Annotated in this window: 9 protein-coding genes; 4 read left to right on the top strand and 5 right to left on the bottom strand. The window is 71.0% G+C overall.

All coding sequences use genetic code 11. From position 1 onward, the window contains the following. Nucleotides 1-370: 370 nt before the first annotated feature. Both BLT97_RS28890 and recD2 read right to left on the bottom strand, forming a co-directional pair. A complete protein-coding gene (locus tag BLT97_RS28890; RefSeq protein WP_176953924.1) occupies nucleotides 371-1,681 on the bottom strand; it encodes a citrate synthase in 1,311 nt (436 codons plus the stop codon). Between the two features lie 193 nt (nucleotides 1,682-1,874). Further along, complete coding sequence (gene recD2, locus BLT97_RS28885; protein WP_093615375.1) at nucleotides 1,875-4,130, bottom strand: SF1B family DNA helicase RecD2; 2,256 nt, start codon at nucleotides 4,128-4,130, stop codon at nucleotides 1,875-1,877. Between the two features lie 322 nt (nucleotides 4,131-4,452). Between recD2 and BLT97_RS28880 the strand changes: the two genes are divergently transcribed. Then, entirely contained in the window at nucleotides 4,453-5,091 is a 639-nt protein-coding gene (locus tag BLT97_RS28880; RefSeq protein ID WP_093615373.1) for a DUF937 domain-containing protein, read from the top strand. Nucleotides 5,092-5,154: 63 nt separating this feature from the next. Here BLT97_RS28880 and BLT97_RS28875 read toward each other — a convergent pair whose 3' ends face one another. From BLT97_RS28875 to BLT97_RS28865, 3 genes are all read right to left on the bottom strand, one after another. Continuing rightward, nucleotides 5,155-5,973, bottom strand: a complete 819-nt coding sequence (locus tag BLT97_RS28875) for a sugar phosphate isomerase/epimerase family protein (protein ID WP_093615570.1) — start codon at nucleotides 5,971-5,973, stop codon at nucleotides 5,155-5,157. A gap of 29 nt (nucleotides 5,974-6,002) precedes the next feature. Further along, on the bottom strand, nucleotides 6,003-7,178 hold the full coding sequence (locus BLT97_RS28870; protein ID WP_093615371.1) for a dihydrodipicolinate synthase family protein: 1,176 nt from the start codon (nucleotides 7,176-7,178) through the stop codon (nucleotides 6,003-6,005). 61 nt (nucleotides 7,179-7,239) lie between these two features. Further along, nucleotides 7,240-8,397 carry a Gfo/Idh/MocA family protein gene (locus tag BLT97_RS28865; RefSeq protein WP_093615369.1) on the bottom strand — a complete coding sequence of 386 codons (1,158 nt, stop codon included), beginning with the start codon at nucleotides 8,395-8,397 and terminating at the stop codon, nucleotides 7,240-7,242. Between the two features lie 649 nt (nucleotides 8,398-9,046). Between BLT97_RS28865 and BLT97_RS28860 the strand changes: the two genes are divergently transcribed. The 3 genes from BLT97_RS28860 to BLT97_RS28850 all read left to right on the top strand — a co-directional run bounded on the left by BLT97_RS28860 (nucleotide 9,047) and on the right by BLT97_RS28850 (nucleotide 12,119). Further along, entirely contained in the window at nucleotides 9,047-10,087 is a 1,041-nt protein-coding gene (locus tag BLT97_RS28860; RefSeq protein WP_093615367.1) for a LacI family DNA-binding transcriptional regulator, read from the top strand. 159 nt (nucleotides 10,088-10,246) lie between these two features. Further along, nucleotides 10,247-11,188: a bifunctional helix-turn-helix transcriptional regulator/GNAT family N-acetyltransferase gene (locus BLT97_RS28855; protein WP_093615365.1), complete on the top strand. Its 942-nt coding sequence runs from the start codon at nucleotides 10,247-10,249 to the stop codon at nucleotides 11,186-11,188. 130 nt (nucleotides 11,189-11,318) lie between these two features. Further along, nucleotides 11,319-12,119, top strand: a complete 801-nt coding sequence (locus BLT97_RS28850; protein ID WP_093615363.1) for a sugar phosphate isomerase/epimerase family protein — start codon at nucleotides 11,319-11,321, stop codon at nucleotides 12,117-12,119. The last annotated feature ends 188 nt before the right edge of the window (nucleotides 12,120-12,307 follow it).

Here is a 12,307-nt window from a genome sequence, read left to right as displayed (position 1 = left end):
GCACGTGCACGGAGAGCTTTGAGCGGCCCTCCCGTTACGCGTCCCGGCAGACCGCTGGACACCGCAGTACCGAAGACTTGTGAAGGCTCGACCGCATCACAGACGCCCGGCCGGATCCCGTGGGGGGAATCCGCACCGGGGCTAGGGAAGCGCTCCACCAGCCGGCCCGTGGGGGGACCGGCGGGTGGGGCGCTTCTCCATGTGCGGGGTGTGGCGGGCCGGGGCCCTGGGTGCGGGCCGGGCCCTCGAAGCCCTCGGCGTGGGCCGGGCCCTCAAGGTGGACCTCGAAAACGCGTGAGCCGCGCGGCCCCTGCGGGGGCCACGCGGCTCAGGTGAGGTTCAGGCGGCGCTCAGCGGCGCGCCGGAGCGGTCAGCGCGCCTCGACCGGCACGAAGTCGCGCTCGACGACACCGGTGTAGATCTGGCGCGGGCGGCCGATGCGGGAACCCGGCTCCTTGATCATCTCGTGCCACTGCGCGATCCAGCCCGGCAGCCGGCCGAGCGCGAAGAGCACGGTGAACATCTCGGTCGGGAAGCCCATCGCGCGGTAGATGAGGCCCGTGTAGAAGTCCACGTTCGGGTAGAGCTTGCGCTCGACGAAGTAGTCGTCCGAGAGCGCGTGCTCCTCCAGCTTGAGGGCGATGTCGAGCAGCTCGTCGGACTTGCCGAGGGCCGAGAGGACATCGTGCGCGGCGGCCTTGATGATCTTCGCGCGCGGGTCGAAGTTCTTGTAGACCCGGTGGCCGAAGCCCATCAGGCGGACGCCGTCCTCCTTGTCCTTCACCTTGCGGATGAAGGTGTCGACATCGTTGCCCGAGTCGCGGATGCCCTCGAGCATCTCCAGAACGGACTGGTTGGCGCCGCCGTGCAGCGGGCCCCACAGGGCGTTGATGCCGGCGGAGATCGAGGCGAACATGTTGGCCTGCGAGGAGCCGACCAGGCGGACGGTCGAGGTCGAACAGTTCTGCTCGTGGTCCGCGTGCAGGATGAGCAGCTTGTCGAGCGCGGCGACGACGACCGGGTCGAGGTCGTACTCGGCGGCGGGCACCGAGAAGGTCATCCGCAGGAAGTTCTCGACGTAGCCGAGGTCGTTGCGCGGGTACACGACCGGGTGGCCGACCGACTTCTTGTACGCGTACGCGGCGATCGTCGGGAGCTTCGCAAGGAGGCGGATCGTCGAGAGGTGGCGCTGCTTCTCGTCGAACGGGTTGTGGCTGTCCTGGTAGAAGGTGGACAGCGCGGAGACCACCGAGGACAGCATCGCCATCGGGTGGGCGTCACGCGGGAAGCCGTCGTAGAAGCGCTTGACGTCCTCGTGCAGGAGGGTGTGCCGGGTGATCTCGTCGCGGAACGTCGCGAGCTCGTCCACGGTCGGCAGCTCACCGTTGATCAGCAGGTACGCGACCTCGATGAAGGTGGAGCGCTCGGCCAGCTGCTCGATCGGGTAGCCCCGGTAGCGCAGGATGCCGTTCTCACCGTCGAGATAGGTGATCGCCGATTTGTACGCGGCGGTGTTGCCGTAGCCGCTGTCCAGGGTCACCAGACCGGTCTGGGCGCGCAGCTTCCCGATATCGAAGCCCTTGTCCCCGACGGTGCTGTCGATCACCGGGTAGGTGTACTCGCCATCGCCGTACTGGACTACTACAGCGTTGTTCGCGTTGTCGCTCACGTCATCCCTCACCGACGTAGTGCCTCTTCTTCGAGGTGCCCTGACTGCTGTCCACCATCCCCCATTTGGCCCTGGGCAGTGCACTCGGGGTCGACCATTAGGTCTATTGACGGCACTCAGTGCCGTCAGCCTGCTCATCCTGCCCCCTTCGCCCTGGTTGCGGAAGCCCTCCGTGATGTTTGCCACCGGGATGATCGATCAACGATCACCTCCGTGGCTCGTCCGATCCACCGAGCCGATGAGCCAGGGCGGTGCACCTCCTGCCCGCGGAAACCGTACGCACCGCCTGACCTAGCGCTTTGCGCGACCCGACGAGTACCACCAGCTTCTTCGCCCGCGTGACGGCGGTGTAGAGCAAATTGCGTTGGAGCATCATCCAGGCTCCGGTGGTGACCGGGATCACCACCGCGGGGTACTCGCTGCCCTGCGACCGGTGGATGGTCACCGCATACGCGTGGGCCAGTTCGTCGAGTTCGTCGAAGTCGTAATCGACCTCTTCGTCCTCATCTGTCAGGACCTTCAGCTTCTGGTCGACGACATCGAGTGCCGTGACCACGCCGACGGTCCCGTTGAACACCCCGTTGGCGCCCTTCTCGTAATTGTTGCGAATCTGGGTGACCTTGTCGCCGACGCGGAACGTACGGCCGCCGAACCTTTTCTCGGCGAGGTCGGGGCGGGCCGGGGTGATGGCCTGCTGGAGCAGCCCGTTGAGCGTGCCCGCGCCGGCCGGGCCGCGGTGCATCGGGGCGAGCACCTGCACGTCACGGCGCGGGTCGAGCCCGAATTTCGCCGGGATGCGCCGGGCCGCCACGTCCACGGTGACCCGGCCCGCGTCCTCCGTCTCCTCCTCGACGAACAGGAAGAAGTCGCCGAGGCCCTGGGTGAGCGGCGGTATCCCGGAGTTGATCCGGTGCGCGTTGGTGACCACGCCCGACTGCTGCGCCTGGCGGAAGATGCGCGTGAGCCGCACGGCCGGCACCGGGGACCGCTCGGCGAGCAGATCCCTGAGCACCTCACCCGCGCCCACGCTGGGCAGCTGGTCCACATCCCCCACGAACAGCAGGTGGGCCCCCTGCGGCACTGCTTTCACCAGCTTGTTGGCGAGCAGCAGGTCGAGCATCGAGGCCTCGTCGACCACGACCAGGTCGGCATCCAGCGGCCGGTCCTGGTCGTAGGCCGCGTCCCCGCCGGGCTTCAATTCCAGGAGCCGGTGCACGGTCGAGGCCTCGGCCCCGGTGAGCTCGGCGAGGCGTTTCGCGGCCCGTCCCGTGGGCGCGGCCAGCACCACCTTGGCCTTCTTGGCGCGGGCCAGCTCCACGATGGACCGGACCGTGAAGGACTTGCCGCAGCCCGGCCCTCCGGTGAGCACGGCGACCTTGCGGGTGAGCGCGAGCCGCACGGCCTCCTCCTGCTCGGGCGCGAGCGAGGCGCCGGTGCGCTCCCTGAGCCAGCCGAGCGCCTTGCCCCAGTCGACGTCCTGGAAGCCGGGCATACGGTCGCCCTCTCCGTTCAGGAGCCGTTTGAGCCGGCCCGCGAGGGAGAGCTCGGCCCGATGGAAGGGCACGAGGTAGACCCCGGTGACCGGGCTGCCGTCCGGTCCGGGCACCTGCTCCCGTACGACCCCCTCCGGATCCTCGGCGAGCTCGCCGAGGCACTCGATCACCAGGCCCGTGTCCACCTGGAGCAGCTTCACCGCGTCCGCGATCAGCTGGTCCTCGGGCAGGAAGCAGTGCCCTTGGTCGGTGGACTGCGACAGGGCGTACTGCAAGCCGGACTTGACCCGCTCCGGGCTGTCGTGGGGTATGCCCACGGACTGGGCGATGCGGTCCGCCGTGAGGAACCCGATGCCCCACACGTCGGCGGCCAGCCGGTACGGCTCGTTCTTCACTATGGAGATGGAGGCGTCCGCGTACTTCTTGTAGATCCTGACCGCGATCGACGTGGAGACGCCGACGCCCTGGAGGAAGACCATGACCTCCTTGATGGCCTTCTGCTCCTCCCAGGCGTCCGCGATCTTCTTGGTGCGCTTGGGCCCGAGCCCGGGTACTTCGATCAGCCGCTTCGGATCCTCCTCGATGATCTTCAGGGTGTCGATGCCGAAGTGCTGCGTGATGCGGTCCGCGAACACCGGGCCGATGCCCTTGACCAGGCCTGATCCCAGGTAGCGGCGGATGCCCTGGATCGTGGCCGGCAGCAGCGTCGTGTAGTTCTCGACGGTGAACTGCTTGCCGTACTGCGGATGCGAGCCCCAGCGGCCCTCCATCCGCAGCGACTCCCCCACCTGCGCGCCGAGCAGGGAGCCGACGACGGTGAGCAGGTCGCCGCCGCCGCGTCCGGTGTCCACGCGCGCGACCGTGTACCCGTTCTCCTCATTGGCATAGGTGATCCGCTCGAGGACTCCTTCGAGCACCGCGAGCCGGGGCTGGGGAAGCCCTGCGCTGTGGCCGGTCCGGCTGGTCATGAGGCGACGTTAGCGGGCGGCACCGACAGCGCGCGGGGCCTGTGGATAACTCCGCCCCGATGCCCGGCTGCCGCGTGGCCCGACCTGCGTCAGACCAGTGCCCGGACATGTTCGAGGGGGCCCGGCCCCCCGGCCGAACCCCCTCGGGTCCCCCTCCAACAGGTCTCCCTGATCCCCCCCGGATCCCCTCCCGGAAGTCCTGATGCCTAATACGACCCACGTCACCCAGGAAGGGTTGTACGGCTGCGGGCAGTAATTTTCGTGAAAGTCGGAGCTCCACTTCAGGGTGCCGACAAACCTGGGCAGTCGTAGCGTTTCAGGCATGAGCGAAGATGCGAATGTTCCGCTTGAGAAAGCTGTGATCGATGAGCTCGGCGACGAGAAGCTGCACGAGTTCGCGGGTCTGCTCGGCACGGACGAGGCGGGCGCCCAGGACGTGATCAGCGAGACGGTCTCCGCGCTCTCCGGCGGCCTGCAGGACAAGGCGCAGGGTGCTCCCGAGGACGTGGACGAGGTACGCCAGGCCTTCGCCGAGGTCGGCGAGGCCGCGAACGCCGCGCCGTTGCAGGGCGTCGCCACCCTCGGCGGCGGGCTCGGCGGAATGCTGAGCGGCGGGATGATGGCCGGTGTGCTCGCCAAGGTGAGCAAGCCGGTGGCCCAGGCCGTCTCCAAGAAGACCGGCATTCCCGCGGCGACGGTCTCGCGCGGGATCGAGCTCCTGATCCCCGTGCTGCTCGCGGTGCTCACCAAGCGTGCGGCGGCGAGCAAGGCCGGAGGCGGCTCCGCGCCCAAGGCTTCCGGAGCTTCCGGCGACCCGATCCCCAGCCCCGGCGCCGTGCCCGGTACGGCCACCGGCGGTACGGCCACGGGTGCGGCTCCGGCCGGCGGCCAGGCGTCGGGGGGCGGCCTGGATCTCGGCGACCTTCTGGGCAGCATTCTGGGCGGCGGCAAGAAGCAGTAGGTGTGCCGGGAGGTAAGGAGGCCGACGGCCGCCCTTACCTCCCGTACCCCCTTGGCAGCGCGCTCAGGTCGCCGCAGTCGCTTCCGCGGCGACGGCCGCGAAGCTCTCCGCCGTCTCACGCAGCACCTCCGCGCCGTCCTCCCGCGCCCACAGGCCGGAGTTGAAGAGCTCGACCTCCACGGAGCCCGAGTAGCCCGCCGCGTCGACGAGGCGCCACCAGTACGCGAGGTCGATGGCCCCGTCCCCGAGCTGGCCGCGGCCCGTCAGGACGCCTTCGGGCAACGGCGTGGTCCAGTCGGCCAGTTGGAAGGTGTGCAGGCGCCCGCCCGCGCCCGCGCGCGCGATCTGGGCGGGCGCGTGGTCGTCCCACCAGATGTGATACGTGTCCACGCAGACCCCGACCTGTTCGGCGGGGAAGCGTTCCGCGAGGTCCAGGGCCTGGCCCAGGGTCGAGACCACGCAGCGGTCGGACGCGTACATGGGGTGCAGCGGTTCGATCGCCAGGCGCACCCCTCGTTCCTGTGCGTACGGGCCGAGTTCGGCGAGGGCGTCCGCGATGCGCTCGCGGGCGCCGGGCAGGTCCTTGTCCCCTGCGGGCAGTCCGCCCGACACGAGGACGAGGGTGTCGGTGCCGAGGGTCGCGGCCTCGTCGATCGCGGTCCGGTTGTCGTCGAGGGCGCGGCGGCGTTCGGCCGGGTCGACCGCCGTGAAGAAGCCGCCGCGGCAGAGCGTGGTGACGGTCAGGCCGGCGTCCCTGACCAGCTTCGCGGCCGCCTCCACGCCGTATTCCCGGACCGGTTCGCGCCAGAGTCCGACGGCGGGAACTCCGCGATGCCCACAAGCGTTGGCAAGTTCAGGCAGCGAGAGCTGGCGGACCGTCATCTGATTGATGCTGAAGCGCGAAAGGGGGCTCACTGGGCGACTCCGTACACCTGAAGAAGTGACGTCATACGGGTCTGGGCGAGCGCCGGGTCCGGGAACAGGCCGAGCTGGTCGGCCAGTTGGTACGCGCGCGCCAGATGCGGGAGCGAGCGCGCCGACTGCAGGCCGCCCACCATCGAGAAGTGGGACTGGTGGCCGGCGAGCCAGGCGAGGAAGACGACTCCGGTTTTGTAGAAGCGGGTGGGTGTCTGGAACAAGTGCCTCGACAACTCAACAGTGGGATCCAGGAGTTCCCGGAAGCCCTTGGTGTCACCCGTGTCCAGGACGCGGACCGCCTCGGCCGCGAGCGGGCCGAGCGGGTCGAAGATGCCGAGCAGGGCGTGGCTGAAGCCGTGGTCGTCGCCTGCGATGAGTTCGGGGTAGTTGAAGTCGTCGCCGGTGTAGCACCGCACGACGCCTCCGGCAATCCGGGACAGGCGGCGGCGCAGCGCGACCTCGCGGTTCGCGTCGAGCAGCGAGACCTTGATGCCGTCCACCTTGTCGGAGTGGGCGGCGATCACCTCGAGGAAGGTCTCGGTGGCGGCGTCCAGATCCGTCGAGCCCCAGTAGCCCTCGAGGGCCGGGTCGAACATGGGACCCAGCCAGTGCAGGATCACGGGCTCGGAGGCCTGGCGGAGCAGACCGCCGTAGACGGCGAGGTAGTCCTCGGGGCCGCGCGCGACGGCCGCGAGGGCGCGGGACGCCATGAGGATCGCCTGCGCGCCCGTCCCCTCCACGAGCGCGAGCTGCTGCTCGTACGCGGCCGTCACCTCGGCGAGCGTCGGCAGCCCGGCCGGTCCGGTGAGCTGGTCGGTGCCGACCCCGCACGCGATCCGTCCGCCCACCGCCGCGGCCTCGGCGGCGGAGCGGCGGATCAGCTCGGCCGCGCCCGCCCAGTCCAGGCCCATGCCCCGCTGCGCGGTGTCCATGGCCTCGGCGACCCCGAGGCCGTGCGACCAGAGGTGGCGGCGGAAGGCGAGCGTCGCGTCCCAGTCGACGGCGGCCGGGGCGTCCGGCGAGACATCGGCGTACGGGTCGGCGACCACGTGGGCGGCGGAGAACACCGTGCGCGAGACCAGGGGTGCGGTGCCGGACACGGTGAGCGGTTCGGTGCGCGGGGTGTAGGCGAAGGTGCCGCCGCCGGCGCGCGGCAGGTGGATCGTCATGGTGCGGGCTCCGTCAGGTCGCGGCTGCGGGTCACGGGAGCGCTGGGTGCGCAGCCGCGGGTCACAGGGTCAGCTCGGGTACGTCGTAACGGCGGCCTTCCGCCGAGGACTTGAGGCCGAGTTCCGCGAGCTGGACGCCGCGGGCGCCGGCGAGCAGGTCCCAGTGGTAGGGCTCGTCCAGGGCGACGTGGCGCAGGAAGAGCTCCCACTGCACCTTGAACCCGTTGTCGAACTCGCCGTTGTCGGGCACCTCCTGCCACTGCTCGCGGAAGGACTCGGTGACCGGGATGTCCGGGTTCCAGACGGGCTTCGGGGTGGCGGAGCGGTGCTGGGCGCGGCAGTTGCGCAGGCCCGCGACCGCCGAGCCCTCGGTGCCGTCGACCTGGAACTCGACGAGTTCGTCGCGGTTCACACGCACCGCCCAGGAGGAGTTGATCTGCGCGATGGCGCCGGACTCCAGCTCGAAGATGCCGTAGGCGGCGTCGTCGGCGGTGGCGTCGTACGGCTTGGACTGCTCGTCCCAGCGCTGCGGGATGTGGGTCGCGGCGAGCGCGGTCACGGACTTCACGCGGCCGAACAGCTCGTGCAGCACGTACTCCCAGTGCGGGAACATGTCGACGACGATGCCGCCGCCGTCCTCGGCGCGGTAGTTCCAGCTGGGGCGCTGGGCCTCCTGCCAGTCGCCCTCGAAGACCCAGTAGCCGAACTCGCCGCGCACGGACAGGATCCGGCCGAAGAAGCCGCCGTCGATCAGGCGCTTCAGCTTGAGCAGACCCGGCAGGAAGATCTTGTCCTGGACGACGCCGTGCTTGATGCCGGCGGCGTTCGCGAGGCGGGCGAGCTCCAGGGCGCCGTCGAGCGAGGTGGCGCTGGGCTTCTCGGTGTAGATGTGCTTGCCGGCGGCGATGGCCTTCTTGAGGAGGTCCTCGCGGGTGGAGGTCATCGCGGCGTCGAAGAAGATGTCGATGCTGTCGTCGGCGAGGACGGCGTCCACATCGGTGGAGACGTTCGCCTGGTCGAGGCCGTGCCGGTCGGCGAGTTCGCGCAGGGCGTGCTCGCGGCGGCCGACGAGGACGGGCTCCGGCCACAGGACCGTGCCGTCGCCGAGGTCGAGGCCGCCCTGTTCGCGCAGCGCGAGGATCGAGCGGACCAGGTGCTGGCGGTAACCCATGCGTCCCGTCACGCCGTTCATGGCGATACGCACCGTTTTGCGTGTCACGTATGTCCCTCCGTTGTGCAGGCGCGCGCCGGTCGGCCTCGACGCCGGGTCGTTTGACGGTGCGGTGGGCGGCGGCCGTCGCCCGGAGCGGATCCGGGCAGGGTCCACCGCTTGCCGGACCCTCGATAGCAAGCGCTTTCTATCTCCGTCTGCGGGAAAGCTAGCCTGGAGGGTGATGCCCGGACAAGGGGGCGGCTCAAATCCCTGGGAATGCTTGGGGGTTCGATGACGCACCGGGGACCCGGCGGCCGGGGTGAGGTGGGGCGAGAGCGCGTGCCGTGGTGGTGGGCGCGAGGGGCTCGGTGAGGGCGGGCGCGGGCGCCTGCGGGCGTCCGGGGTGCTGCGGGCGCGGGCGGGCGCGGGTACCTGCGAGGGTCCGGAATGCCGGGCAGCGGCGAGTGCGCGGGCGTCCGAGGGTTCGGGGCGGTGGCGGGTGGCGGTGCGGGGGGCCGGAGCGTGGTCGGGTGGCTCTGGGAACATGGGGCCAGGTCGTGGCCATCTCGTGGCCGGAAAACGTCCCCATAACGGGTGTTCAGCCGGTATCACTGTCTGCAACGGTGCAGTGCGCAGCGCAGACGGCGTCCGCACCCGGACCGCCGGTTCCCGAGCGGCGATCGACCACCCAGCTCCCGGCGCCCCGGAGGACGAGATGACCGTGACCCTGGCGGATGTGGCGGCCCGCGCGCAGGTCTCCCCCGCGACCGTCTCCCGTGTCCTGAACGGGAATTACCCGGTCGCCGCGGCCACCCGCGAGCGTGTGCTGCGTGCCGTGGACGAGCTTGACTATGTGCTCAACGGTCCCGCGAGCGCGCTCGCCGCCGCCACGTCCGACCTGGTCGGCGTGCTGGTCAACGACATCGCGGACCCGTTCTTCGGCATCATGGCCGGCGCCGTGCAGTCCGAGTTCGGCGGACCGGGCGGGCGGGCCGGGGGCGAGCGGCTCGCCGTGGTGTGCAACACCGGGGGCTCCCCCGAGCGCGAGCTCACCTACCTCACCCTGCTCCAGCGCCAGCGCGCCGCGGCCGTGGTGATCACCGGCGGCGCGGTCGAGGACCCCGCACACGCCGAGGCGATGGCCGGAAAGCTGCGCCGGCTCGGCGAGGCGGGCACCCGGATCATCCTGTGCGGCCGCCCGCCCGTGCCCGACACCGGCTCGATCGCCCTCACCTTCGACAACCGCGGCGGCGGGCGCCGACTGACCGAGCACCTGCTCGACCTGGGCCATCGCTGTATCGGCTACATTGCGGGCCCCGAGGAGCGCACCACCACGCGGCACCGACTCGAAGGGCACCGCGACGCGCTCAAGGCGGCGGGCGTGGACGAGAGCGAGACGGTGCACGGGCCGTACGACCGGCAGTCCGGGTACGAGGCCGCGCGTGAACTGCTGCGCAGGGACCCGGACGTGACGGCGATCGTGGCGGCGAACGACACGGTCGCGCTGGGCGCGTGTGCCGCGCTGCGCGAGGCGGGACTGCGGATTCCCGAGGACGTGTCGGTGGCGGGCTTCGACGATCTGCCGTTCAGCGTCGACGTGGTGCCCGCGCTCACCACCGTACGACTGCCGCTGCACGAGGCGGGGGCGCGCGCCGGACGGATCGCCATGGGCCGGGAGGCCGAGCCGCCCGGGAAGGTCGCGGTGATCCCGGGTGAGTTGATGGTGCGGGGGTCCACGGCGCGGCCGCGCGCCTGAGGGGGCTGTACACCTGATGCGGGCGGGCGCCGGGCCCGCACCCGTGCCGCCTCCGGTGGGCCCCGGCGCCGTGCCCGTACCTCACACCCGTTCCCCGTCCCCAAGCACCGCGCTACCTTTGACTCAGTCAACGGTTTCCTCGATGTACCGAGGTGCGCCATGCCCCAGCAGTTCATCCATGAGATCCGGGCCTTCAACCGCTTCTACACGAACCTGATCGGCGCGCTGGACTACAGCCGCCACCTCTACCTGCCGTACACGCTCACCGAGTCCCGCGTCCTGTACGAGCTGGCCCACCGCGACGAGCCCGAGGCCGCGGATCTGCGGGCCGAACTCGGCATCGACGCCGGGTACTTGAGCCGGCTGCTCGCCAAGTTCGAGAAGGACGGCCTGGTCGAGCGGGGTCCCTCGCCGCGTGATCCGCGCCGCCAGCGCATCACGCTCACACCGCGCGGCCGCGAGGCGGCGGAGCTTCAGGAGGAGCGCTCGCGCGAGGCCGTGGGCGTGCTGCTCAGCAAGGTGCCGGCCGCAGAGCGCCCGCGGCTGACCGAGGCGATGCGCACGGTGCGTACGGTCCTCGCCGACGCCCGCCCCACCAAACCGGCGGAGGTGCGGCTGCGCGAGCCGGGGCCCGGGGACCTGGGCTGGATGGTCATGCGCAATGCGGCGCTGTACGCGGCCGAGTACGGGTGGAACGCCGACTACGAGGGCCTCGTCGCGCGGATCGTCGCCGACTTCGCCGAGGACCACGACCCGCACCTGGAGCGGGTGTGGATCGCCGAGCTCGACGGGATCCCCGTCGGTTCGGTGATGTGCGTACGCGACGACGCCCCCGCCACGGCGCGGTTGCGGCTCCTGCTGGTGGAACCCGACGCGCGCGGGCACGGGATCGGGGACCGGCTGGTCTCGGCGGTGATCGCGTTCGCGCGGGAGCAGGGCTACCGGGAGCTGGTGCTGTGGACCAACGACGTGCTGGACGCGGCCCGCCGGATCTACCAACGGCACGGGTTCGTGCTCACCGCGGAGAAGCCGCACCGCTCCTTCGGGCGCGATCTGGTCGGGCAGGACTGGCGGCTCTCGCTCCACGCCGAGCCTGCGTGAGGGCCGGGTTCCGGAACAGGCGCATGCGCTCGCCGAGCGGGTAGGCGACTTCCGAACACCGACGGCCCGAACACCGACGGCCCGACCGAGCCGGCCCACCGACCAGCCAGCCCGAAGCGAAAGGAACCCCATGAAGTTCGCGTTCTCCACCCTCGGCACCCCAGGCCTGCCCGTCCGGGACGTCCTGTGGCTGGCCCGCACCCACGGCTACCAGGGGGTCGAGCTGCGGGCCCACCCCGAGGAGCCCGTGCACACCGGCCTCGGGATCACCGAACGGGCCGATGTCGTGGCCGAGTTCAAGGAGGCCGGGATCGAAGTGCTCGGGATCGCCGGGTACGCGCGCGTGGCCGAGCCCGGCGAGGACACCCCCGTCCTCACCGAGATACGGGCGCTCCTGGAGCTGGCGCGCGATCTCGGGGCGCCCTTCATCCGGGTGTTCCCCGGCGGCGGCACCGAGCAGAGCGCCGAGGAGGCCGACGCCACCGCCGAGCGCCGGCTCGCGGCCGCGGCCGAGACGGCCGCCGACCTCGGCGTGCGGATCCTCCTGGAGACCCATGACTCCCACCGCGAGGCCACGGCGGTCAGCCGGGTGCTCGGGACCGTGGGCCACCGCAACGCCGGTGCGCTCTGGGACGTGATGCACACCTGGCTCGGCGGCGAGCAGCCGAGTACGTCGTTCGCCGCGCTCGCCCCGTATCTGGGCTACGTCCAGGTGAAGGACATCGCCTCCGCCGAAGACACCACTCCGCTCCCGCTCGGTGCAGGAGTGCTGCCCCTGGCCGACTGCGTGGAGGAACTCAGCCGTCAGGGGTGGGACGGATGGCTGTGCTGGGAGTACGAGAAGCGGTGGTATCCGCAGGCCGCCGAGCTGCCGACGCTGCTCACGGCCGGCCGCGAGCACCTCTGCCGGCTACTGAACGAGGCCGCCTGAGCCCTTGCGCGGACCGCACCCGGACCACCCCCGGGCTTCGGCGCGCCCCCGCCCGGACCTCGCGTCGGCCCCCGTACGAACCCGGCAGCAGGCCGCCCCTGAGCGGCGAATCGGCGCGGAAAAGGGGCCGTCACCGGCGCATTCGGAGGGGGGCGCGCCGGTGACGGCATGCTGCCGGCCGCGTGCGG

This window comes from Streptomyces indicus, assembly GCF_900100315.1.
Classification (GTDB): Bacteria; Actinomycetota; Actinomycetes; order Streptomycetales; family Streptomycetaceae; genus Streptomyces; species Streptomyces indicus.
The sequence above is the reverse complement of the archived record's forward strand: the minus strand, read 5'-3'. Positions and strand labels throughout refer to the sequence as shown.